Genomic DNA, 22326 nt, shown 5'->3' on the forward strand with positions numbered 1-22326 from the left:
CTTCCGATTTTCCCGAGACTGCCATGACGATTCTGGGCATCGAACAAATCACTTACGGGGTCACCGACCTCGACACCTGCCGCCGGTTTCTGGCCGACTGGGGCCTGACGGAGATCGCCGCCGATGCCAATGGCGTGCGCTTCGAAACGCTCAACGGTGGCCGCGTGCTCGCCGTGCGTCACGACGATCCGTCGCTGCCGCCCGCCATGGAAGACGGGCCGACGCTGCGCGAAGTGACGTGGGGGGTGACCCGCGCAGACGAAGTGGCGGCTATCGCCGAGCGTCTCGCCGATCAGCCGGGCTATTTCTTCGAGGACGGTGCAGCGGGTTGCATCGACCCGAACGGTCTGGCCGTGCGCGTCGAAGTGAGCGCCAAGCGTGCGCTGGACGTGCAGGGCGCGCCGACGAATCCGTGGGGACTCCCCGCGCAGCGCGTGAATACGCCGAGTCCGGTGTACGAACGTGCGCAGCCGATCGAGGTCGGCCACGTGGTCTTCTTCACGAATGCGCTCGCCGCCACGCAGAAGTTCTACGAGGACAAGCTCGGTTTCGAGCTGTCGGACCGGTATCCGGATCGCGGCGCGTTCATGCGTTGCGCGCCGCACGGTGGCCACCACGACCTGTTCCTGCTGGCGCTGCCTAACGGCAAGTGCGGCCTGAATCACGTGGCGTTCACGGTGCGTGACATCCACGAGGTATTCGGCGGAGGCATGCATATCGACCGGTGCGGTTGGGAAACGCAGTTGGGGCCGGGCCGTCACCCGATTTCATCGGCGTATTTCTGGTACTTCAAGAATCCGTGCGGTGCGCTTATCGAGTATTACGCCGACGAGGACATCCTCACACCGGAATGGCAGCCGCGCGACTTCGAGCCGGGACCGACGGTGTTCGCGGAGTGGGCCGTGGACGGCGGGCTGGACGGCAATACACGCCGTCAGAAGAAAGGCGGTGAAGCGCCGACCGGCAAGTTCATGACCGATACGGCCAAGCGCTGAGTACTGGCACAGCGTTGTAGCAGCGCGTCGAATCCGGGGGGAAACGACGCGGCACGAGGGGGCATGCGCAACGCATCGCCCCCTTTTGCGTTTTCAGGCGATGCGGCGTTACTTCGCGAGTTCGGCGTCGATGGCGGCGACCAGACGCGGGTCGTCGGCCTTGACGTCCGGCGAGAAGCGGGCCACGACCTGACCGTTGCGGCCGATCAGGAACTTCTCGAAGTTCCACAGCACGTCGGCGGGGTTGTCGCGCTCGACACCGAAGCCCTTCAGACGCTCGCGGAACGGACCTTCGCCGGTGGCTTCCGGTTTGGCGTCGACCAGTGCGCTGTACAGCGGGTGGCGGTCGTCGCCCAGCACCGAGATCTTCGCGAACAGCGGGAACGTGACGTTGTATTGCGTGGTGCAGAAGTCGAGGATCTCGGCATCGGTGCCCGGTTCCTGTCCCTTGAAGTTATTGGCGGGGAACGCCAGTACTTCCAGACCTGCGGCGCGCTTGTCTTCGTACAGACGCTCCAGTCCTTCATATTGCGGCGTCAGACCGCACTTCGATGCGACGTTCACAACGAGACGCACCTTGCCTGCGTAATCGCCCAGCGAGGCGGCGGCGCCGTCGTTGCGATTGACGGCGATGGTTTCAATATTCGTGCTCATGAAAATTTCCTGTCCTTTGAGTGGTGCACATGCGGCCCGTGAATGGCTGTCGGGGCAATTCGCCGAGTGTAGCGTAAGGCCGGTCGGCGCGCTGAGTGTCGGCTGGACGTCAATGAATCTGGTTATCGAGCAGGTCTCGTGTGCGTTGACCGAACGCGCGCGGAGTATCGCCCGCCCAGCGCTTGAACGCGCGTGAGAAGGCTTTCTCGGAGACGTAGCCGACCTTGTCGGCAACCTCGGCCACGCGCAGCGTGCGCGTGGCGAGCGCCTCGGCTGCGAGGTGCATACGCACGCCGGTCAGGTGCGCCATAGGGGCCGTGCCGACAAGGGCAGTAAAGCGCGCAACGAAGCGTGAGCGCGACATCCCGGCCAGTTCGGCCAGCTTGCGCACATCCCAGTGCAGCGACGGCTCACGGTGAATGGCCAGCACCGCGCGGCCGACCTGCTTGTCCAGCAGCCCCTTGAGCCAGTGGGCACCCACGCGTTCATTCTGCAAGACATGCGCGCGCACCATCTGCACGCACAGCACGTCGGACAGGCGTGCCGCCGCGATCATCCAGCCCGGTTTGCACGCCATCGACTCTTCGATGAAGTTCTGTAGCGTCGCTTTCAACCATGGGGCGACGGCCGGGTCGTCGTGCCGGATATGAATGACGGGCGGAAGGATGGCGAAGATCGGATGCCGGTGCGCGGAGGCGAATCCGACGATGGCCGTGTGCAACTCGCAGGCGGGACCTTCGGCACCCACGATCATTGCCAGCGGCGTATCGGAGCGTGGCGTGATGCCACGCTCGGCAAGCAGATCGTTGAACGGCACGGCGGGGACGTCCGGCGTACTCGACATGCGATGCGCGCTGCCATGCGGCAGCAACACGACGTCGCCCTCGCGAACCAGCACCGGGCTTTCTCCGTCGACGTGCAGCCAGCACGACGCTCCCCTGCAGATCCGGAAGGGGATGCCCTGCACAGGTTCCTTATCGAACGCCCAGGGTGCATGCAATGTGAAATGGCCGGTCACGACGGCGGTGGCGTGCAAATCTGCCAGAACTTCGCTCAGTTGATCCATGACGTCTCGTTTGTTTTTGTGGGGCGGCCATGCGTGTCGGTACTGAATCGACAGGAATTCGTACGGTTGAGACGAACGGCAACTCAATTGGATTTTGCGGTAGTTCCTTGCGCGCGTCTTGCGATCAAAAATCGTTGCATCTCCCGCCACTTGCGACTCGATCATGCTTAGTCCAGAAAAGAACAAACTTCTCACCGAAGTCGGCCCCGGTACCGCGATGGGCGACTATCTGCGCCGTTACTGGCATCCGGTCGCCGGTGTCTCGGAATTCGACGACAAGGCCGTGCGCCCGATTCGCCTGTTCGGCGAAGACCTGGTCCTCTACAAGGACTTGTCCGGCCACTACGGACTGGTGCAGCGACGCTGCCCGCACCGCAACGCCGATCTGGCCTTCGGCATCGTGGAGCAATGCGGCTTGCGCTGCGCGTACCACGGCTGGGAGTTCGGACGTGACGGCGCGTGCACGCATCAACCCTTTGAAGAAATCGTCGATCCGCAGGCCCGTCTGCGTCAGAAGACGCGAATCACCGCTTACGAAGTGCGCGCGAAGGCCGGACTGTTGTGGGCCTACATGGGGCCGCTCCCCGCCCCGCAGTTGCCCGATTGGGAGCCGTTCAGCTACGAGCACGGTTTTGCTCAGGTGGTCATGGCCGAGATTCCCTGCAACTGGTTCCAGTGCCAGGAGAACTCCATCGACCCGGTGCATTTCGAGTGGACGCATAACAACTGGACGGCGCGTCAGCAAGACGCCGGGGCCGCCTATGTGCCCACGCATTTGAAAGCGGCGTACGAAGAGTTCGAGCATGGCTTCGTCTACAAGCGTTTGCGCGCGGCGGAGACCGAGGAGAACGTGATGTGGACGGTCGGACGTGTCACGTTGTGGCCGAACGCGTTCTATCTCGGACACCACTTCGAGTGGCGCGTGCCCATTGACGACGAAAACACGCTGTCGGTGTTCTGGGTCTTCAACCGTGTACCGAAGGAGCAGGAGCCGTATGTCCAGTCCCGTATCCCGACGTGGTACGGCCCGTTATACGACGAGAACGGTGACTGGATTACGTCGCACGTCGCGAATCAGGACTTTGCCGCGTGGGTCGGACAAGGCCGCATTACGGACCGCTCGAAAGAGACACTGGGGGCGAGCGATCGCGGCATCGTGATGATGCGCCGGAAGTTCTTCGAAGAACTCGAAGCCGTCGCCGGTGGCGCCGTCCCGAAGGGACTGATTACCGATCCTGCCAGGAACGAACGTGTGTTCCTGCCCTCGGCCTGCCGAGAGGAAATGCTCACAGGCTTGACGCGTGAGGCGCTCGCCGCGCATCCGCTACTCGGCCCTTACCTGCATGACTTCTTCGGACAGGCAGGGCAGCCCGACGAGGTTCGCGAAGCGTATGAGCAAGCCGTCGGCCAGAAGATGCGCGGAGCGAAGTTCTTTACGGTCCACGGGGCCGGTGAACCCGAGGCGTAGTCGGCGCCTCGCACAGGCGTAGTAGCGGCGAAGCAGACGCGCGCGGCATGCACGGTGCGCGCCGACAGAGCTGCGAACGATGTGACTGATGTGGTGCATCCGAAACAAGACTTCAATAACGTGAGGACAAAGTGAACCTGAAACGGAACGTTTGGACGGCCTGGGGCTTTCGGGCACTGCGCAACATATTGGCGGCGGGGATCGTTGCGGGGACGGTGTGTTCGGCTCAGGCGCAGGCCGGTGCGCCGGAGAAAGAGGTGACATTCTTGCTGGCCGCACCGCCGGGCGAGCTGGCCTTTGCGCCGTTCATGCTTGCGCAGAGCAAGGGATATTACGCGCAGGAGGGGTTGAAGATCCGCTGGATTGCGGTGCACGGCGGTGCGGCGGTTGGCAAACAACTGGCAGCAGGCAATGGCGACTTGGGCGATGCGCTCGGGGACACGCCCATCCTGTTGCGCAACAACGGCGTGAACGTCAAGGCGGTTGCCTTGCTTGGCGGTCACCCGCTCCATCAGTTCATCACGCGCGCCGACCGCAATATCGCGCAGGCCAGCGATCTCAAGGGCAAGACGCTGTCCGTCATGTCGTATGAGGATACGTCGTATTACGTCACGCTCGGCATTCTCGCGGCGGGAAAGTTGACGAAGAGCGATGTGACGATTTACGCCGGGGGGCCGAACGGTGTCTGGCAGGACGTTGCCAACGGCAGATCCGACGGGCTTGTCGGAACGCCCGAGTGGGGGGCTCGCGTCGAGGCGGCGGGTGTCAAGGTGCATTATCGGCCGACGGATCAACTGACGCCGGGGATGGGACAGGCGATCATCGCATCGGACAAGAAGATCGCGTCGGATCCGAAGACGATTGCCAAGTTCGTCAGAGCGACGATGAAGGCGATGACGGAGATCGAAGCCGATCCGGTGGCCGCCTCCAAAGCGTATGTGGCGGCTGTACCGTCGTATGCGGATAAGCTCGATTTCGTGACGAAGGTGCTGACTTACTACGCCAAGTATGTGTTCCCCAGTCGATTGCGTCCGGGCGAGTTCGATCTGGCAATCGTATCCCACGTTCACAACTCGTACGTCGATAAAAAGGTAGTGCGCGCCGCACAGCCGATAGAGTCGCTTTATACGAATCAGTTTATTCCAGGGAAAATGTAAGCTACATGTACGTTGAATCGGCGTGCGAAGCTAATGCATGGAATGATGGCGGCATCACATTGGCGGTCGCAGTCATTGACATGGCGGCGACCGCCGTGGAAGTATCGTGCAGTGCCCACGGCTTCCCGAACTTCCCGAACGTCATCCGATGTCCTCCGCTTCTTCCTCCGCGTCGCCCAACGGTGCGTCGTCGTCGCCCGATGCCGCCGGGACGCTCACTTTTGCGCAGGCGATTGCGCTGGCGAATTCGCATTGGCAAGCCGGACAGGCGGCACAGGCCGAAACGCTGTGCCGACGTGTACTGGATGCCGCTCCCGAACACCCCGACGCGCACTATCTGTTGGGCCTGATGGCGCATGCCTACGGCAAGCGCGACATGGCGATCGAGCATCTGCAAGCCACTTGTCGGGCACCCGGTGTGCATGCGGCATGCTGGTCCGATCTCGCGGAGATGTATCGCCAGGCGGGGCGTCTGACGGACGCCGTGGCGGCGGGGCGTCGCGCCGTCGAAATCGATCCCGCGTTCGCGCCCGGATGGAACAACCTGGGCATCGCATTGCAGGAATCCGGTCAGCTCGAACAGAGCATGGCGTGTTTGACGCGCGTGGGGGACCTTCAGCCGGGGTCGGCGGATGCGCAGAACAACCTGGGGAATACCGCGCGACTGCTGGGGCATTTCGACGTGTCCGAAGCGCATTATCGGCGCGCGTTGGAACGTGATCCCCAGCGTGCCGATACGCATAGCAATCTGGCGTCGCTGTTGAGCTTGCAGAAACGGTTCGACGAGGCAGCGGAACTGGCGTGCCGGGCCATTGAAATATCTCCCAATTTTGTCGACGCCTATCGGAATCTGGCCGATATCGAACTCTCGCGCGGCAATGTCGCGGCGGCGTTGCAAGTCGTTGAGGTGATGTCGGCATTCGCCGCGCAGCACCCATCGACGTTGACGGCACGCGCCGGCGTGCTGCGTCTGGTCGGACGCCTCGACGAAGCGCTCGTCAGTGCGCGAGCCGCCGCCGGGTTGCTGCCTCAAAGCACCAACGTGCAGGCGGCGCTGGCGGCGGTCGAAGCGGATATCGCGAGACGTGATGCCTGCGAGGCACCCGACGCGCAGGCGTCGCAGATCTCGCAGGTATCGCAGATGTCGCAAGCGGGTACGTCGCACGATCGCGCATCCGTTCATCAAGCGGCTTCAGAGCGCATCGCGGCGCAGGATTTCGAAGGCGCGGAGGCGTTGCTGCGCGATGTCGTGGCGGCAGGCGCTGCGCCCATGTCGATGTGGCGTCTGCTCGCGATGGCCTTGCGCGCGCAAGGTAAAGCCGAGGCTGGTCGTGACGTGCTGGCGATGCTCGCGCGTCAGGTCCCCGGCGACTTGTCCAACCGATTCGATCTGGCCGAATCGCTGCTTCTGCTGGGCGATTTCGAGCGAGGCTGGCAAGAGTACCGCTATCGCTACAGCCTCGAACACACGCAGTCGATTGAGCGCAAAGTCCAGCGTCCGCGTTGGAACGGCCAGCCGATTCCGGGACAGACGTTGCTTATCCACGACGAGCAGGGATACGGCGATACGTTCCAGTTCATGCGCATGGCGCGGTGGGCACGCGAGCGCAGTCAGGCGCGAGTGATCTTCGAAGTGAATCCCGAAACGTTGTCGATTGCCCGCCGGATGTGGGGCGAGGCGGACATCGTCGGACGCGGCACGCTGCCGGTCACCTTCGACCAGCATTGCGAACTGATGAGCCTGCCGATGGCGATGGGTCTCAAACTCACCGATTTGCCGGGCGATGTCGGTTATCTCAGTGCGGATCCCGAGCGCATCGCCCACTGGCGTGCCCGCCTGACTGACGTTCCCCGGCCGTGGGTCGCGACAGTCTGGGCCGGACGCCCGGAGCATGTGAACGACAGCAATCGGTCCGTATCGCTCGATCAGTTGGCGCCGCTCGGGGCCAGTGGCGCAACGTTCCTCTCGATCCAGAAGGGACCGGCGTCGTCGCAGGCGCAAACGCCGCCGGAAGGTATGAAGATGGTGTCGTTGAGCGACGAGATCCGCGACTTCGAGGACACCGCAGCGATTCTGCATCTCGCCGATTTGCTGATTTCGGTCGATTCGTCCCCGGTGCATCTGGCCGGCGGGATGGGGCGGCCGGTCTGGGTGCTGCTGCCGTTTGTCCCCGACTGGCGCTGGTTGCTCGGTCGCGACGATTCGCCCTGGTATCCGGGGATGCGATTGTTCCGTCAGCAGACACGCTCACAATGGTCGCCCGTCATCGACCGGATGGCCGTGGCCCTGAAGCAGTTTGTTGCCGCGTGGCGGCACCAGAGGCACGAGAGGCACGAAAGACATGATGGCGCACAACCCGAAGCGTAACCGCTCGGCGCGCCTCTCCCGCTGGGCGCGCCGGGTTATGGTGCCGGGCATCTGCGGTATCGCCTTGCTGAGCGCCGGCTGCGCAAGTCTCGATCGCAACGCCCATGCCGACGCGATGGCGTCTGCGGCGGGACTCAAGCGAGAGGTTGTCGCCGGTGGCGATTTTCACCTGACTGTGTTTTCGCGTATCACACGTGCGGACAAGCCGTTACGGATCTACATCGAGGGCGACGGCCTGGCGTGGGTGTCCCGCTCGGAGCCGTCGCTCGACCCGACGCCTGTGGCGGCCACCGGGTTAGCGCTGGCGGCGGCGGACGCGTCCGCCAACGTCGCGTATCTGGCGCGGCCTTGCCAGTTCACGCCGATGCAGGAAGAGCCGCGTTGTGGCGTCACTTACTGGACGGGCAAGCGATTCGCACCTGAAGTGATCGATGCGATGGATGCGGCTGTCGGTCGGTTAGCCGCACGCGTCCCCCGACAGCCGCTGGAGTTGGTCGGCTACTCCGGTGGTGGGGCCATTGCTGTGCTGATCGCGGCACGTCGGCGCGACGTGATGTCATTGCGCACGGTCGCGGGCAATCTGGATGTCGAATACGTCAATCGACTGCACCGCGTATCGAGCATGCCCGCGTCGCGCAATCCCATGGAAATTGCCCGGCAGGTCGCCGACATCGCGCAGATTCATTTCAGCAGTGCTCAGGACACGGTCGTGCCCCCGGAAGTGGCGGCGCGCTTTGCCACGGCGGTGGGTGGGACGTGTGTTTCGACATCCGTTGTGACGGGGCTGGCTCATGATGGCGAATGGGCTTCGCGCTGGGCGGCGTTACTCGGACAGACGCCGGTCTGTACCGCATCGCGTTAGGTTCACGTTAGGTTCGCGATGGCGCGGCGTCCGAGCGGAGCACGTCGGTCCTACGCTGCCACGCCGATTCGCATGCCATTACGTTTCGCGAACCAGTGCGGTAATCGCGTCGAGCAGCGTGACGTCTCCGCGCATGACATGCTGACCATTGTCGCGAAACTTGAAAGTGCCGTCGTTGAACCCGTCGAGCATCTGGATGCGCGGCAGCGGGTTGCGCATGCCTTGCGCCCGGAACAGCGGGTCCCAACCCGCGCGCGGTACGGCCTCGGCGCGCACGTCTCGCACGAGGGCGCGTGCCAACGCAGCGGCGATGTCGTCCGGTGAGTAACGCTCCGGGCCTTCGATTTCCCAGATACGTTCGCCGTCGAAATCTTCCTGCATCGCACGCGCGGCGAAATGGCCGGCGTCGTTCGTCGACACCATCGGAACGGCGCGGTCCACCGGCGCGAGATAACTGGGAAGCTCGCCACGCTCCCGGGCGGGCGCGATGTCCCACGCGAAGTTCTCCATCAACCATGCAGGCCGCAGGAAGGTCACGGGTGAGCGGACGTCACGCACCGCCTCTTCGAACAGACGCAGCGCGGTAATCAGGCTGGGCGTCTCGCAATCTGCGCCGATGCTCGACAGGCACACGACGCGCCCGGGGTTCGTGGCGTCGAGTGCTTTGACGATGGCGTCGATCAGGTGCCGCGCGTGGGAGAAGTCGGGTTCCGGGTCGGCGTTCGGCGGGAGCATGACGAAGACGACCTCGCTGCCGCGAAAGGCGTTGGTCAGCGCATCGGCGTCGCCGTTCTCGGCAACGGCAATCTCGCCGCCAAGTGTGGCCCATCGGCTCGACTTGACGGGGTCCTGAACGATGGCCCGCAGTGGCAGCCCGGCCGTGAGCAGATCGTGTCCGATCACGCCGCCAACGCGACCCGTGATACCCATTACGGTGTACATAGTCACTCCTCACGCGCAGTAACGTTGCCGTAAAAGTAACACGGTATCGCGGTCGTCTCACAAATGCATCAGGTCGGCGGATGGCTGCGTCGCTGCGGACGGGCCGCGCCGTGCATTGAGCAGTGCCGCGCCGGCGTCAGCCAGACGCACGGCCTCTCTCGCGCGCTCGCACATGTCGCGCTCATAGGCGGTGATGGCTTGCCAGAGCGGCACATGGCCATCGGCGACCGTGCGCAGATGCCGGGTCAGTTGCGCGGCGTCGCGCAACGCCGTGTTTGCGCCAAGCCCCCCGGCGGGGCTCATCGCGTGGACCGCATCGCCCAGCCCGACCACACCGTCGATTTGCCAGGGCAGCGGGCTGGCGGTGCTGCGCACGGGCGACACGCGGACCGTTTCGGGCACCGCGTGCGAGAACAGCGAGCCTAGATGCGGGTGCCACGACTGGGCCATCGATTCGATGCGCGCGAGCGGCATAGTGTCCGGCATTTCCGCACAGGTGTATGCAGGGCCGAGCAGCGTTCGCGACGGACCGATGAACGCCCAGTACAGGTAATCGGAGACCGGGGTGAGCGGCATTTCGCCGGGCGTGCGCACTGTCGACGGCGTCGGCGGTACGGTATCGCCACGCTGCGCGCGACGAAACAGCATCGCCTCGACGATGACGGCGAACCCGTCGGCAAACACGACGGTGCTGCCTTCCATCGTGGTGGCCTCGCCGTGGGCGTCCATCAGCACGAGCAGGGCGGTCGACAGCGGCGTGAGGCCGTAGATGCAGACGTCGCCCGTCTCGCGAGGGGCCATGCCCGGCAACACATATTCGCGAACGCGGGACTGAGTGCCGTCTGCCGCAATCACGAGTCCCGGCAAACTGTGCGTGCCGTCGTCGAAATGGGCGACGCGGCGGCCGTCGGCAATCGTGGTCGTGCGCGAGAACGATTTGCCGAAATGCACGCGATCGAGAATGCCGTCGAGCAGAATTTCACGAAGCGTCTGGCGATGGACGCTGACGTCGCCCGGGATGTCGGGCGCATGCGGCGTCGGGCGCGCGGCGCCGGTCGTCGTGCGCTGGCGATGGTCGGTGACGGCCGAATCGGTATGTGCGTCGTGCCAGCTGGGCGGCAAGACGACCTTGGCGTCTTCGAGTTGCGGAGTGACGAATCGCCCACCGGTCCGCGCGACGGCCGCGCGCTCGCGAACGCGGTCGATGCCGCCGTCGGGCAGGCATTCGGTCAGGGCGTCGAGTCCGTTGGCGTCGATGCGCAGGCGATAGCCCTGGAAGCGGGCGTCGGGCGCGGGGTCCCGCTCGTAGACATCGAACGAAATTCCCGCGCGGCGCAGGCCCTGCGCCAGGCACAGGCCGCCCAGACCCGCGCCGATGATGTTGACGTGCAAGACAGACATGATTTCGATGGGCCGTCCCGAGGCGGCCGGCAGTGGCACTTCGCTCATTGTCTGTGCGCTGCGCCGTGACCTGATAACATCGTTTGGTCATTAAACAATGCAAATCGGACAAACGTATGGGCAGCCATTATTCCGACCTATCTCGCGCGAGGCCCGAAGAGGGACTGCTGCGGCTCGACGACTCGCCGTTCGCCCGCTACAAGCCGAACGACCGGCCCGACGGCCCGCCGGTATGGGCCTTCGGCGGGAGCGATCATGATCCAAGTCTGTTCAGGATCGGCACGCGGGAGCTGGACTGGCATTCGCATGTCCGGGGCCAATTGTTCTGCATTCACTCGGGACTCGTTCAGGCGCATACGCCTTTCGGCGCGTGGGTGTTGCCGCCCTACCGTGCGGGATGGATTCCACCCGGCCTGACGCACCGTGTGTCGTTATCCGGTGTGGTGAGCGGGTGGATCGTGCTGGTCGCGCCGTCGGCCGCCACGGCGTTGCCGTCCACCCCCTGTGTCGTGGGCGTGTCGGAGTTGCTGGCGGCCCTTGTCAAACGGGCGGCGTCGTGGGCGACACGCGAGGTGCTGACGGAGGAGGAAACGCGCCTGGCGCAGGTGCTGGTCGACGAGATCGCGCGGGCGCCCGCCGAACCGCTCGGGCTGCCGATGCCGACCGACGCACGCGTGGTGCGCGTGGCGCGTGCCGTGCTCGACGATCTTGGCGGACAGGCCTCGCTGGAGGCGCTGGCGCAGCATGCCGGGATGTCGTCGCGCACGGCGCGGCGCTTGTTTGTGGCCGAGACGGGGATGGGATTCACGCAGTGGCGGCAACAGGCGCGTCTGGTGAGTGCGCTGGAGCGGCTGGCAAACGGCGAGCCGGTCGGCACGATTGCCGACTCGCTCGGGTACTCGACCCCCAGCAATTTCATCGCCATGTTCCGCCGTGCCTTCGGTGAATCGCCGGGCCGCTATTTCCGTCAGGTGGGGCCGCGTGTACAGGCGGGTGACGAGGAGGGGGCATGAGCCCGCAAGAGGTGGCGTCGCCGCCTTGGTCATCTTCTCCCTCGCCGTCCTCGTCGCCCTCGTCGCCCTCAGCAAGGCGCGTCGATACGCTTGTGATCGGTGGCGGACAATCCGCGCTGGCGACGGCGTACTTCCTGCGCCGATGGCAGGTGAACTATCAGGTGCTCGACGATCAGCCGGCTGCGGGCGGCGCATGGCAACGCGCGTGGGCGTCGTTGCAACTTTTTTCGCCCGCGCAATGGTCGTCGCTGCCAGGGCGGCCCATGCGCGGTGGCGAGACGCATTACCCGTCGAGAGATGAGGTGGTGACGTATTTGCGTGAGTACGAAGCGCGTTATGAAGTGCCGGTGTTGCGTCCCGTGAGCGTGACGAACGTTGTTGCACAGGCAGACGGGTTGCACGTGAGTACCGATCGCGGCGACTGGCTGGCCCGCACGGTCGTCAGCGCGACGGGGTCGTGGCGTTCGCCGTACGTGCCGTCCTATCCGGGGCAGGAGGCGTTCGGCGGACTTCAGATGCATTCGGCGCAATACGCCGACGCACAGGGGCTGCACGGGCGGCGTGTGCTGGTCGTCGGTGGTGGCAATTCAGGGGCGCAGATCTATGCCGAAGTGTCGCGGGTGAGCGAGGCGACCTGGGTCACGCTGAGTCCGCCGTCTTACTTGCCGGACGACGTCGACGGGCGCGTGCTGTTCGAACGTGCAACGGCACGCTGGCAGGCCTCGCAGCACGGCATGCCCGACCCGTATCCCGACAGCGGGCTGGGACACATCGTCATGGTCCCGTCGGTGTGTGAGGCGCGCTCGCGTGGGGTGCTGCACACAGTGCGTCCATTCGCGCGATTCGTCGGGGACGGTGTCGTCTGGGAAGACGGGACGCATACGCCGGTCGATGTCGTCATCTGGTGCACCGGATTCCGGCCTTCGCTGGGGCATCTGCGCGGTCTGGGCATCGCGCAGACCGATGGGCGGATTCGCGTCGCTGGAACGAGGAGCGTCGATGAACCCAGACTGTGGCTCGTTGGCTACGGCGAGTGGACGGGGTATGCGTCGGCGACCCTGATCGGCGTGATGCGAAGCGCGCGGGCGACGGCCCAAGAGATCGTCACCCACCTCGCTGCGCCTGCGTCCGCGACTACGTAGAACCGAAAGCACAGCGCTGCGGGATAGAGTGGTTCTCATGCAGTGACGGACGCGAGCGTAGCGGAGCCGGACGATCGCAAAAAAGCCGCATTTTTTCGCACGAAAGCGCCGTCACTGCACATCGTTTATCCAACGCGTCGACGCCTGCGAGGTGAGGGCGACGATGCGACAGAAGGTGCAGATGAAGATGGGAACACTCCGGAAAATTGATTCACGTATTACACGGTTCAAAGCAGGGCACGCGGATGCCCGGCACAAGCACGACGAGATGCGGTTGCATGAAAGAATCGCGTCGGTCGAGGCAATGCTTCCGACCTTGGCGACCAAGGAAGATCTCGCGAGGGAGATCGGCACGGTTCGTGCCGAGATACACCGCGAAGCTGGCGGCCTCAGAATCGAGATGCATCAGAAGTTCGGCAAAGTGCGCAGCGAAATAGCAGGCGAGATCGCGTCGGTAAGATCGGATGTGCATGCGCTGGGTATCGGGTTACATCGCGAACTACATGCGCTCACTTGGCGGCTGGTCGGCACGATCGTGACGGTCGGCACGGCGCTCGTCGCCGCGACGCACTTTCTCTCGAAGATCAACCCGCCGTAATCGCCAGGATTGCCACGTCGTGGCGACGCCGACGTGGCGCGCACCCAAAGGGCGGGATCGCCGACACGGTTTGCTAGCCACGCGCTGGGGCTGCTGCTCGTGCAACCTTTTCAGATCGTCTGCCGACACGGACGGCCCGCCACAAACGGCGGGTCGTCCGCCGCGACTAGCCCATGAGTTTGGGCCGCTCGCCGGGGCCTGGCGAATGAAGTACGCGGCACGGACTGACGAACTTGTCGCACGCCACTGCGGCTTGCGCGAACGTTTCGAAATAGATCGCGTGATCGTCGTCGGTGACGTGCGCTTTTTCAATTTCCGAAGCCGTTTCGTTCCACGCCAATCCCAGATATTTCCCGTGCTCATAAAACCAAACTACGTAACCTTGTCGGGCTAGCGATTTCGGCACGGTCAGTGTTTTGCAGCGCTTGCGATTCTTCTTAACGACGTCGCTGCGCTTCTCGGTCTTCGCGTCCTTAGAAGCGTTCATGAAGGTCTCCCATAAATGTACGGTTAGGGTGTTTTCATGATCGCAGGCGTGAAGTGACGTGAGTTTCAGCATCGTCCGAATCGTTCCACCTGATCGCTGTCACGCGTAACGCTTCAGCGCTTTTCCCAATTGAATACGAAAACCCTGTGAGCGCGTCGATCCATGTGCTACGCGGTGTTCCGCGCGTCACGAGACATTTGACCCGGACTGTGCGGCATTCGACGCGAGGTCTCCGCGCTATCAACCGATTCGGAAATTACGTGGTGTCGAGGCGACGGCTACTCGATTGCCCAGCCGTAGCGAACGGACCCGATGAGGTTGTCACGTGGGATATGCAATGAGCGAACCATAGAATCGGCATTCCTCGTTGTGCGTATAGCCTAAGGACATAAAACATCGTTCAGCGGGGCTCTTCTCGAAATGCCGATGCCGTTGCAATGACGGCGGGGACACATGGCGATCTCGCCGCAAGGCGAAGCTCGGAGAGAAATAGGGTCATCGAACAGGTTGAGACCAGATATCTCCGAGTTCAAAAAAGTCGTCGCATCATGAAAATTCTGTCTTTTCCCCCACGTATTTCCGTGGATGACGTTGTATTGCCGAGCTTGCGCCGTGATGGTAAACACGCAGGACATGGCGAATGTTGCTGCGGTGTTTCGCAGCGGTGGCATGCAGGTCGAGGCGAAGGACGGGACACACAGGCAAGTCCTGCCTGCCTTGATTGCGGACTATGTTCGATGCTCGAACGACATCGGCGGCAGTTACGAGGAGTCGGAGGCGCAGTTAAGGAAAAACGCGTTTGGCGGAAAGACGGGCGTCGACGGAGGTATTTTCGGCAGTCTTTACCGGCATGCGAACCTCGTCGTGGCGACACATCACGCCGACTTGAACCCGGCAGGGAATTCAGGCGAAGGGCAAAAATGGATTGGTACGCTAAACAAGCTGAATCTGGTGCTGCCTTCAGCGCGACGCGCAACCTTGGGAATGGCAAGCGGGCTGATGCGTGCGCGTCCGATGGCGGGCCAATTGCCATCTCACGCGCTCGGACCTTCTCCCCGTGAAATGGATGCGACGTTGCAATCGGCGATGACGCCGGAAACGCGTCGCGCACTCACAAATGCCATGCCGGTCATCGATGGGGTGAGGCGGGACTTCTATGCGAAAGCGCCGGACGTCCGCAAAGCGAAGGACGTCACCGTCGACGCAACGCACGTTCTGTTGGCTCGCGACATTCACGGCAGGATGAAGCGGTACTACCACATGACCCAGGACCGGCATGCGCTGGAGAAGATTGTCGTGGTCGACGAGATGTCGGGGGCGGTGAATGTAGCGCGGGAACAGGACTGAGCCGTCAGACGGGCTGAATGACTGCGGGAGCGGTTGACGGCGCTATTCGGGCTATGCGAGACGCTCATGCTGAGTTTCTCAAATGCGGGCCACAAGTGGATCTAAGTGACTGATTCGGGGCTAGTGGCCGTCGCCCCAGCGCACGAAAAGCAGCAACTGATGCTGTGAAGTACGCGCTGGGGTAGGTATGACTGGAGTGAGTAACTGCGCAACCGTTGTCGTATCCCTTTCTACCCCTATCCAGCTTTGATGGGCGTTGGTTTCCGTTCGCGCTCGCCTCTATCGTGCAATCGCATCCAGGAAGGAGTCGCACATGGAGCCATGCACGGGGGCCGCAGCCATCACTCTTAGGTGGCGACAGTCAAGCGCCGAAACATCGTCGAAGACAAGGCGATTCTGCCCGTCGAACACGCCGTCAACAGACGAGCCGTCGGAAAAATACGCCCGGCATCGCAGGCCAGCAACCGAGAACCCGTCGCGCGACTTGAACACAAGACGCCCGCGTTGGGTGGGAGCGGCCGGCGGTTGTCTGCGACCGCTTGCGTCGTATCCTTGCTCCGTCAACTGCTCAACCGATAAGTCTAGGAACGTGTCTCGGCGAGACGCCAGCATTCTTGGCGGTGGTTCGCATTTGCAAACGCACAAGTCTCCCTCCAAGGCTTGCTGCTGACCTTTCTCGTTTGTCATGCTCAGCGTTGGCCCGGCCCCAACAATTGCCCCTGTCGACTTGCATGCAGGGCAATAGACTCTTGCACCGTGAAATGCCACGGGGATGCCGTCACACGTAAACGTCGGGTCTCCTTCTAGAACAGTGCCACCGTTCGTAGATTGGTCCCCTTTGAGTAAGAAATTACGGCGCATTCATAGCTCCAGTTTGGCTCGAGCTACGTTCCTCGGCAACGGCCTTGGCCACGTCCTTCCAAATGGATGCAAACCACAGTCGGCAAGCGAAATCGCCAATCAGGCAACGCATATGGAAGAACGGGCTCAAAGCACGACGCTGGATTCGCGCTGTCACATCTTCGATTACCCCATCCGAATCAAACTCGGTCCATACCAATGGTGCAGGGGAGAGCGTTTGAGCTCCAAGAACGGGCGCCACCTCGTAAAAGAATGCTCGTCGGATGTCCTCATCGGTCATTGGCTGGCAATGCCGTACCAACTGAAACGCTACCCTTCGGACATCCACCACGTTGTCAACGAAAAGGTCTGAAAGCGTAATCCAGCAGTTTCTGCGTGCCGAGTCGGTCATTTGATTCTCCAACCTTGAAAATGGAGCTATTGTCGAATCTGGTGTACGGGGTGCTTTGGGAAATATGAGAAGGCGGTGGCGGTTTAGCTGAGAATGTTGCTTGTCGAAGGCACACCGAGCAAAGCCGGCGCGAGCCGGCCCCGACCACCATGAAGAAGATTACGAAAGAAACGAACGGCAGTAAAGCACAAACGAAGAGCGCGCTCGATGAACTGATCCAGCAAGGCGCGCGGCAGATCATCGAGCAGGCAGTCGAAGCGGAACTGGCGAGCATGCTTGAACAGTACAGCAACGTGAGGTCGATCGACGGTCGGCGTGCCGTGGTGCGCAACGGCTACCTACCAGAGCGCGAAGTCGTCACGGCCATCGGTCCGGTGCCGGTTCGGGTACCGAAGGTGCGTGATCGCTCGGGTTCGGGCATCCGCTTCAATTCGGCGGTCGTGCCGCCGTACGTTCGCAAATCCGCACGCGTGTCGGCCGCACTACCGTGGCTGTACCTGCGAGGCATCTCGACGGGCGACATGAGCGAAGCCATGGGCATCATGCTGGGCGGCCAGGTCAGCGGCCTGTCGCCAAATGTGGTGAGTCGTCTGAAGGCGCAATGGGCCGATGAGCATGCTCAGTGGAATCAGCGTGAGTTGTCGTTGGCGCGCTGGGTGTACTGGTGGGCTGACGGCATTCACACCGGCGTGCGCAGCGACGATTCCGACGGCCAGTGCCTGTTGGTGATCATTGGTGTCAAACCGGACGGAACGAAAGAGCGTGTGGCGATCAGTGACGGGTATCGGGAATCGAAGGCGTCGTGGGCCGAACTGCTGCTCGATCTGAAAAAGCGCGGTCTGCAGTCAGGGCCGCTGCTGGCTTGCGGAGATGGTGCGATGGGATTCTGGGCAGCGATGGAAGAAGTGTTCCCGCAGACCGAGCATCAGCGCTGCTGGTTCCACAAGATGGGCAACGTGCTCAACGCGCTGCCGAAATCGCAGCAGGCCCGCGCCAAAAAGGCGATGCAGGACATTTGGATGGCCGCCACGCGTGCCGAAGCGCTGGTTGCCTTCGATCACTTCGTTGATACCCACTCGGCAAAGTATCCGAAGGTGGTCGAAAAGCTGACGCAAGATCGCGACGAGCTGCTGGCATTTTACGATTTCCCGGCCGAACACTGGCAGCATCTGCGCACGACGAATCCGATTGAATCGACCTTCGCGACGGTGCGTCACCGCACCAAGCGCACGCGCAACTGCGTCTCGCGCGCGACGTTCCTCGGCCTGGCATTCAAGCTGATCGAGTCGGCCGAAGACTCGTGGCGGCGCATCCGCGCCCCCGAAAAGATCGCGACGATGCTTGACGGGATGACGTTCAAGGATGGAGAGCCGGTGACCGACAGCACACCGGCTCAGCAGCCCCTGGCCGCCTAATCTTGCTCACGCCCCGTACACCAGATTTGACTTTAACTCTTGAAAATGCCGCAATTCTTCTTGGTAAAGGTCGTTGACCTTCTTCGCGACTGTTCCGCCCGCCATTCCTCCCACGAGAATCAAAACGAACGCACAAATCGGAGCCCCTGGGCCGCAAACGGGGGACACGAGCGCACTACCCGCAACGCCCCCCATCAATGACCCTCCCAAAATTGAGCCTTGACGGTTAATTTCCTGAACTTTGTCTTTGGCATTGAAAACTTCCGTCAATACCAAGATTGTGGTCAGCGCGGTAAAGACTTTTCCTGCTGCGGCCAGACGCACCAAACGCCCGAAATCCGCAACGAACTCGGAGGGGTCAAAGCGGGAGGAGGGCAGTACCTGATATTCAATATCCTGACTGCTTGACCACCAGGCACTAATTGCAGCGTCCACAGGCGTCAGGTACGCGTCGATGCACTTACCAAATGGTGCGGTTGAGCACCGCACTACGATTCGGTCCTGACATTCTTCCGTCGGCGTGTTGCTGACTGTGAGATAGAGCTCCGGGTCTTGCGAGAGGAAGCGTTTAGTATCTTTGACATCGAGAGCTTGTTGGCTTTCCATTGGACGCCGCCGGCAGGAATAAACCTTCAATTTTTTTATTGCCCCTCCTCAAGGTCAATGAGATAAATCCCATTTCTTGTTGAGCCTGCTCCCAAACGTCGTCTGCTGGCTTTCGAAACATCGAAATGCCGAACCAAGGAACCTTGTTTTCGCAGCTACCTAGTAGCTGCGGTGGGGGAGAAACATGGTGGGCGAAGGTTTGTCGGCAACCAGGCGGGACGGCAGTCAATGCTGCGACGGTGCTGTGTTTTAAGTCGCGCCATGGCGACCTGCGTGCCCCGATTCTCTCTTGCGAGGGGAAGTGCGAGCCTTAAGTGCAGCTCACCCTGGCTGTCGCGCCGCAGGCAAAATCCACGACTCCGACTATCTCGTGCAGTGGCGGAGTGCTTTGGTGAGCGAGATGCCGCGCAACTGTTCGGGCGTTGTTGCGCGGGGCTATTGATTAATAAAAAAAACACTTCAGATAAACAACCTTGACTGCATTCCGGCGGAGGGCCGCATCGTCGAAAACCGGTCTCAATTCACTGGGATTTTTGCCTGTGCCCGAAAGCGAGGCGTTACCAATTTGACGTGCGGCCGTTACCAATTTGACGTACTGACCGGTGCAGTTTGCGGGCGGTCGGCTACGGAGCGGAGGGGGCCGCTGATGCGAAATTTTCCAGTCGATGTCTCGGTTACAGACCAGCCGATGCGTCGAAGTTCTCCGAGGGAATCGCGCACCGCCTTCCTGCGCTTTCGTAGTGCCGTGCCGGTTTGGGCATCCGGGTACGCATACAAAATGAGCGTGTCCAGTGTTGCGTGGCGCGCAGTGCCTTGGTTTATCCAGTGAAGGCGGTTGTGGAGCAGGAGCGCAACCTCCTTCTTCAGCAGACGCACCTCACTCATGTTGATTCGCAAATACCCTCGCCTTGCGAGGACGGCCGCTGAGAGTAGCGGACTTAGCGACATGACGAGCTCGCCAGTGTGTTGGTCCAACACGTAACTGCCGACCAGATGACACGAGCACTGCTGGTTCTCGCGTTTCAGAACAACAGAGACATTTGAAAGGCGTTGGAGTGAGGCTCGAATCTTTTGGTAAGCACTTCCTCCTTGGTCGAACCCTGACGAACGGGCCAGTGCCGCAAGGTTGAAGCGAGCACCTAGCACTCGCTCGGTCATTTGGGTGCCCGCTAGCATCAGCGACGACTTATGGGTCCGGCCATCACGAAGAAGAGGGCGAACGCTCGCCAGTTCAGACGGGACAATCGAAACTACGCCCTGCAAGACTCGTAGGTCGACAGCGTCGAGGGGCTCAAAGCCGATGCACCTGACTGACACCTCGCCAAGCTGATGTAAGACGTCGAGCTTGGTGGCGTTGTCGCTCACCGGGTGCCAGGCTGCGGAATAGCCCGGGAATGTGCACAATCGCATGCGCGAGCTTCGCGTACGTCGGAGCATGCTTGCTCATGCGGCATCTCCGCTGGCGAGGAATGCGAGCAGGCGGTCGATATCGCTACGGCGCCAGGCAGCGATGCGGGGGCCGAGTTTCACTTGGGCTGGGAAGCGGCCAGACTTGATGCCTTCGTACCATGTCGCACGCGAAACGGGGATGATGGCGAGTACTTCGGGCAGTCGCAGCAGCGAGTCTGCAGTGTTCATCACGCATTTCCATTTCCCCGAGGGAGCAAATCCGGAAATGTGTCCTCAATGTCTCAATATGCCTCGTTCGACGAAGTGGGTGGCTCCATCGAGGTCCGGTGACGTACTTTTACGTCTGATGTCGCATAGCGAGATTGGAGGGGGATGATTGGGTGAATTGCGATGACATTTATCTATCGATTGAGATAATTCGATAGAGATTCGGCTTGAGCTTTTCACTCGCGTCGAAAATGCCAACTATCCTCTCATCGATTTCAATCCCCGGCGATTCTGTGTACGGTTCTGTACACAGTAAAAATCTCGCGAGCTAATAGTCTTGAGCCGGAAATTACTTCGTGCTCCAGAACTACTTGAAAATGCTGAGGGAATTTTTTGTGGTGCCCAGGGCCGGAATCGAACCGGCACGCCTTGCGGCGGGGGATTTTGAGTCCCCTGCGTCTACCAATTTCACCACCTGGGCGGGTGTGCGGGCACCGAGCGGTGTCGCAGTGTGAGTCGTTCGATAAACCTGATGGCTCACCGGACGAAGGCGAGATTATGACCGAAATTTTCTCCCGCCACAACCCCGCTTCGGAAGCTTTGTGTCCGGCGGTGCCTGACCTCAGGCTCGGCACCGCCGCCAATCGTGCCGTTGTCCGATATCAGTCGGAGACGTAGACGAACTTGCCGCTCTTGATCTGTCCCATCACCCCGGCGCGCTGATCCAGACCGACGTGGTCCTGCGGGCTCAGATTCATGATGCCGTTGGGGATCGCGAGGTTATGCGTCGACTCAAGTGCGTCGCGCAATGCCACACGGAATGCGGGCGTACCCGGCGCCGCAACCTTGGCGGCGCGCGGCACGGCGTCGTTGAGCAGATCCCATACGCCGTAAGCGTCCGCCGCGAACTGGGTCACGGTGTCCGCGCCGTACTTCGCTTCGTACTTCTTCGTGAACGCGAGCGCTGCCTTGCGGGCGGGATGTCCGTCCGGCAGCGTCTTGGCGACGACGCCTGGTTGCGTCGGGAACAGAGTGCCCTCGACGTCCTTACCGCCGACACGCACGAAGTCGTACGTCGCAATGCCGTGCGTCTGATAAATCTTGCCGGTGTAACCGCGCTCCTGGAGCGTGCGCTGCGGTAGTGCAGCCGGTGTGCCCGAACCCGCCACCAGAATGGCGTCCGGCTTCGCCGACATCAGCTTCAGCGCCTGCCCGGTCACGCTCGTGTCGGTCCGGTTAAAGCGTTCCTGCGCCACGATCTGCAACTTGCGCAGTGCGGCGAATTTCGAGAATTCCTTGAGCCAGCTATCGCCATAGGCGTCCGCAAAGCCGATGAACCCAACCGTCTTCACGCCGTGGTTGGCCATGTAACGCGTCATCACGTCTGCCATGGCCGAATCGTTGGCGGCCATCTTGAAGGCCCAGCGGCGCTTGGCGTCCTGCGGCTCTACCGCCACCGCCGAACCGATCAGCGTGATCATCGGCGTCTCCGCTTCGGAGATCGGGTCGAGCATGGCCAGCGCGCTCGGCGTGATGTTCGGGCCGACGATCACGTCCACCTTATTCTCGCTGATGAGCTTGCGCGCGTTTTTCACCGCTGTGCCGGGATCGGAGGCGTCGTCCAGAAAGATGTAATGCACCTTCTGACCGCCAATCTGGTCGGGCCAAAGCTGCATGGCGTTCTTGCTGGCAATACCGATAGCGGCGGCCGGCCCCGTCGAGGACAGGTCGATGCCAACGGTCAGGTCGGCACGGGCCGCCGTCACCACGCCGGACAACGTCAGAGCAAGCAAAACACCCGACAGGCGGATGCCGCGAAGAAGTGAGCGCATGAGTTTTCCTTTTGGTCGAATCGCGTAAGCATACCGCACCGTCCGCGTCATACCAGCAAGGAAAAATACTCCCCGATTCGTGTCGTGAGCGACTCGTCGCCGTG

General features: G+C 62.0%; 21 protein-coding genes, 1 tRNA gene and 1 pseudogene. 11 read left to right on the top strand and 12 right to left on the bottom strand.

The window, feature by feature from the left end:
* Positions 1-23: 23 nt before the first annotated feature.
* On the top strand, positions 24-995 hold the full coding sequence (locus MB84_RS05835; protein WP_046291093.1) for a VOC family protein: 972 nt from the start codon (positions 24-26) through the stop codon (positions 993-995).
* Between the two features lie 108 nt (positions 996-1103).
* On the opposite strand, the gene MB84_RS05840 is transcribed toward MB84_RS05835, so the two are convergent.
* Together MB84_RS05840 and MB84_RS05845 are read right to left on the bottom strand one after the other, a co-directional pair.
* Positions 1104-1649, bottom strand: a complete 546-nt coding sequence (locus MB84_RS05840; protein WP_046291094.1) for a glutathione peroxidase — start codon at positions 1647-1649, stop codon at positions 1104-1106.
* Between the two features lie 109 nt (positions 1650-1758).
* Positions 1759-2715, bottom strand: a complete 957-nt coding sequence (locus MB84_RS05845; protein ID WP_046293456.1) for an AraC family transcriptional regulator — start codon at positions 2713-2715, stop codon at positions 1759-1761.
* A gap of 163 nt (positions 2716-2878) precedes the next feature.
* On the opposite strand from MB84_RS05845, the gene MB84_RS05850 reads away from it, so the two are divergent.
* The 5 genes and pseudogenes from MB84_RS05850 to MB84_RS05865 all read left to right on the top strand — a co-directional run bounded on the left by MB84_RS05850 (position 2879) and on the right by MB84_RS05865 (position 8570).
* A complete protein-coding gene (locus tag MB84_RS05850) occupies positions 2879-4183 on the top strand; it encodes an aromatic ring-hydroxylating oxygenase subunit alpha (RefSeq protein ID WP_046291095.1) in 1305 nt (434 codons plus the stop codon).
* 131 nt (positions 4184-4314) lie between these two features.
* Entirely contained in the window at positions 4315-5340 is a 1026-nt protein-coding gene (locus MB84_RS05855; protein WP_157122643.1) for an ABC transporter substrate-binding protein, read from the top strand.
* Between the two features lie 148 nt (positions 5341-5488).
* Positions 5489-6217: pseudogene (locus tag MB84_RS31575) on the top strand (tetratricopeptide repeat protein); the annotation flags it as partial.
* A gap of 264 nt (positions 6218-6481) precedes the next feature.
* On the top strand, positions 6482-7708 hold the full coding sequence (locus tag MB84_RS31580; RefSeq protein ID WP_046293457.1) for a glycosyl transferase family 8: 1227 nt from the start codon (positions 6482-6484) through the stop codon (positions 7706-7708).
* Complete coding sequence (locus tag MB84_RS05865) at positions 7683-8570, top strand: alpha/beta fold hydrolase (protein ID WP_425415887.1); 888 nt, start codon at positions 7683-7685, stop codon at positions 8568-8570. The genes MB84_RS31580 and MB84_RS05865 overlap by 26 nt, the downstream gene beginning before the upstream one ends.
* A gap of 78 nt (positions 8571-8648) precedes the next feature.
* Here the strand turns inward: MB84_RS05865 and MB84_RS05870 are convergent, their stop codons facing one another.
* Together MB84_RS05870 and MB84_RS05875 are read right to left on the bottom strand one after the other, a co-directional pair.
* Entirely contained in the window at positions 8649-9512 is an 864-nt protein-coding gene (locus MB84_RS05870) for an NmrA family NAD(P)-binding protein (protein ID WP_046291097.1), read from the bottom strand.
* A gap of 57 nt (positions 9513-9569) precedes the next feature.
* A complete protein-coding gene (locus tag MB84_RS05875; protein ID WP_046293459.1) occupies positions 9570-10913 on the bottom strand; it encodes an FAD-dependent oxidoreductase in 1344 nt (447 codons plus the stop codon).
* 116 nt (positions 10914-11029) lie between these two features.
* Between MB84_RS05875 and MB84_RS05880 the strand changes: the two genes are divergently transcribed.
* The 3 genes from MB84_RS05880 (at position 11030) to MB84_RS05890 (ending at position 13666) form a co-directional block, all read left to right on the top strand.
* Entirely contained in the window at positions 11030-11926 is an 897-nt protein-coding gene (locus MB84_RS05880) for an AraC family transcriptional regulator (RefSeq protein WP_084009626.1), read from the top strand.
* On the top strand, positions 11923-13068 hold the full coding sequence (locus MB84_RS05885; RefSeq protein ID WP_084009627.1) for an ArsO family NAD(P)H-dependent flavin-containing monooxygenase: 1146 nt from the start codon (positions 11923-11925) through the stop codon (positions 13066-13068). Before MB84_RS05880 ends, MB84_RS05885 begins: the two co-directional genes overlap by 4 nt.
* A 163-nt stretch (positions 13069-13231) precedes the next feature.
* Complete coding sequence (locus tag MB84_RS05890; protein WP_065225757.1) at positions 13232-13666, top strand: hypothetical protein; 435 nt, start codon at positions 13232-13234, stop codon at positions 13664-13666.
* 166 nt (positions 13667-13832) lie between these two features.
* On the opposite strand, the gene MB84_RS30715 is transcribed toward MB84_RS05890, so the two are convergent.
* Positions 13833-14225 (bottom strand): hypothetical protein, encoded by a 393-nt coding sequence (locus MB84_RS30715; protein ID WP_211279349.1) that lies wholly within the window; start codon positions 14223-14225, stop codon positions 13833-13835.
* A gap of 561 nt (positions 14226-14786) precedes the next feature.
* On the opposite strand from MB84_RS30715, the gene MB84_RS05900 reads away from it, so the two are divergent.
* Positions 14787-15500 carry a hypothetical protein gene (locus MB84_RS05900; RefSeq protein WP_245725490.1) on the top strand — a complete coding sequence of 238 codons (714 nt, stop codon included), beginning with the start codon at positions 14787-14789 and terminating at the stop codon, positions 15498-15500.
* Between the two features lie 279 nt (positions 15501-15779).
* Here the strand turns inward: MB84_RS05900 and MB84_RS31690 are convergent, their stop codons facing one another.
* Both MB84_RS31690 and MB84_RS05910 read right to left on the bottom strand, forming a co-directional pair.
* A complete protein-coding gene (locus MB84_RS31690) occupies positions 15780-16361 on the bottom strand; it encodes a PAAR domain-containing protein (protein ID WP_084009628.1) in 582 nt (193 codons plus the stop codon).
* On the bottom strand, positions 16351-16752 hold the full coding sequence (locus MB84_RS05910; RefSeq protein ID WP_052653003.1) for a DUF7079 family protein: 402 nt from the start codon (positions 16750-16752) through the stop codon (positions 16351-16353). The genes MB84_RS31690 and MB84_RS05910 overlap by 11 nt, the downstream gene beginning before the upstream one ends.
* 149 nt (positions 16753-16901) lie before the next feature.
* Between MB84_RS05910 and MB84_RS05915 the strand changes: the two genes are divergently transcribed.
* On the top strand, positions 16902-18167 hold the full coding sequence (locus MB84_RS05915) for an IS256 family transposase (protein WP_046290067.1): 1266 nt from the start codon (positions 16902-16904) through the stop codon (positions 18165-18167).
* A gap of 6 nt (positions 18168-18173) precedes the next feature.
* Here the strand turns inward: MB84_RS05915 and MB84_RS28845 are convergent, their stop codons facing one another.
* From MB84_RS28845 to MB84_RS05940, 5 genes are all read right to left on the bottom strand, one after another.
* A complete protein-coding gene (locus tag MB84_RS28845) occupies positions 18174-18773 on the bottom strand; it encodes a hypothetical protein (protein WP_052653005.1) in 600 nt (199 codons plus the stop codon).
* Positions 18774-19352: 579 nt separating this feature from the next.
* A complete protein-coding gene (gene repC, locus MB84_RS31695) occupies positions 19353-20210 on the bottom strand; it encodes a replication protein C, IncQ-type (RefSeq protein ID WP_157122644.1) in 858 nt (285 codons plus the stop codon).
* Positions 20211-20216: 6 nt separating this feature from the next.
* Positions 20217-20411 carry a helix-turn-helix transcriptional regulator gene (locus tag MB84_RS05930; RefSeq protein WP_046291103.1) on the bottom strand — a complete coding sequence of 65 codons (195 nt, stop codon included), beginning with the start codon at positions 20409-20411 and terminating at the stop codon, positions 20217-20219.
* 375 nt (positions 20412-20786) lie between these two features.
* Positions 20787-20871 (bottom strand) — tRNA-Leu (locus MB84_RS05935).
* A 181-nt stretch (positions 20872-21052) separates the two neighbouring features.
* Positions 21053-22222: an ABC transporter substrate-binding protein gene (locus MB84_RS05940; protein ID WP_046291104.1), complete on the bottom strand. Its 1170-nt coding sequence runs from the start codon at positions 22220-22222 to the stop codon at positions 21053-21055.
* Between the last annotated feature and the right edge of the window lie 104 nt (positions 22223-22326).

It is taken from the genome of Pandoraea oxalativorans (genome assembly GCF_000972785.3).
Classification (GTDB): Bacteria; Pseudomonadota; Gammaproteobacteria; order Burkholderiales; family Burkholderiaceae; genus Pandoraea; species Pandoraea oxalativorans.

Excerpts from the sequence above, each read along its gene's own strand:
- MB84_RS05835 (WP_046291093.1), top strand. The coding sequence starts at position 24 with ATGACGATTCTGGGCATCGAACAAATCACTTACGGGGTCACCGACCTC.
- MB84_RS05840 (WP_046291094.1), bottom strand. The coding sequence starts at position 1,649 with ATGAGCACGAATATTGAAACCATCGCCGTCAATCGCAACGACGGCGCC.
- MB84_RS05845 (WP_046293456.1), bottom strand. The coding sequence starts at position 2,715 with ATGGATCAACTGAGCGAAGTTCTGGCAGATTTGCACGCCACCGCCGTC.
- MB84_RS05850 (WP_046291095.1), top strand. The coding sequence starts at position 2,879 with ATGCTTAGTCCAGAAAAGAACAAACTTCTCACCGAAGTCGGCCCCGGT.
- MB84_RS31580 (WP_046293457.1), top strand. The coding sequence starts at position 6,482 with ATGTCGCAAGCGGGTACGTCGCACGATCGCGCATCCGTTCATCAAGCG.
- MB84_RS05865 (WP_425415887.1), top strand. The coding sequence starts at position 7,683 with ATGATGGCGCACAACCCGAAGCGTAACCGCTCGGCGCGCCTCTCCCGC.
- MB84_RS05870 (WP_046291097.1), bottom strand. The coding sequence starts at position 9,512 with ATGTACACCGTAATGGGTATCACGGGTCGCGTTGGCGGCGTGATCGGA.
- MB84_RS05875 (WP_046293459.1), bottom strand. The coding sequence starts at position 10,913 with ATGTCTGTCTTGCACGTCAACATCATCGGCGCGGGTCTGGGCGGCCTG.
- MB84_RS05880 (WP_084009626.1), top strand. The coding sequence starts at position 11,030 with ATGGGCAGCCATTATTCCGACCTATCTCGCGCGAGGCCCGAAGAGGGA.
- MB84_RS05885 (WP_084009627.1), top strand. The coding sequence starts at position 11,923 with ATGAGCCCGCAAGAGGTGGCGTCGCCGCCTTGGTCATCTTCTCCCTCG.
- MB84_RS05890 (WP_065225757.1), top strand. The coding sequence starts at position 13,232 with ATGCGACAGAAGGTGCAGATGAAGATGGGAACACTCCGGAAAATTGAT.
- MB84_RS30715 (WP_211279349.1), bottom strand. The coding sequence starts at position 14,225 with ATGCTGAAACTCACGTCACTTCACGCCTGCGATCATGAAAACACCCTA.
- MB84_RS05900 (WP_245725490.1), top strand. The coding sequence starts at position 14,787 with ATGGCGAATGTTGCTGCGGTGTTTCGCAGCGGTGGCATGCAGGTCGAG.
- MB84_RS31690 (WP_084009628.1), bottom strand. The coding sequence starts at position 16,361 with ATGCGCCGTAATTTCTTACTCAAAGGGGACCAATCTACGAACGGTGGC.
- MB84_RS05910 (WP_052653003.1), bottom strand. The coding sequence starts at position 16,752 with ATGACCGACTCGGCACGCAGAAACTGCTGGATTACGCTTTCAGACCTT.
- MB84_RS05915 (WP_046290067.1), top strand. The coding sequence starts at position 16,902 with ATGAAGAAGATTACGAAAGAAACGAACGGCAGTAAAGCACAAACGAAG.
- MB84_RS28845 (WP_052653005.1), bottom strand. The coding sequence starts at position 18,773 with ATGGAAAGCCAACAAGCTCTCGATGTCAAAGATACTAAACGCTTCCTC.
- repC (WP_157122644.1), bottom strand. The coding sequence starts at position 20,210 with ATGCTCCGACGTACGCGAAGCTCGCGCATGCGATTGTGCACATTCCCG.
- MB84_RS05930 (WP_046291103.1), bottom strand. The coding sequence starts at position 20,411 with ATGAACACTGCAGACTCGCTGCTGCGACTGCCCGAAGTACTCGCCATC.
- MB84_RS05940 (WP_046291104.1), bottom strand. The coding sequence starts at position 22,222 with ATGCGCTCACTTCTTCGCGGCATCCGCCTGTCGGGTGTTTTGCTTGCT.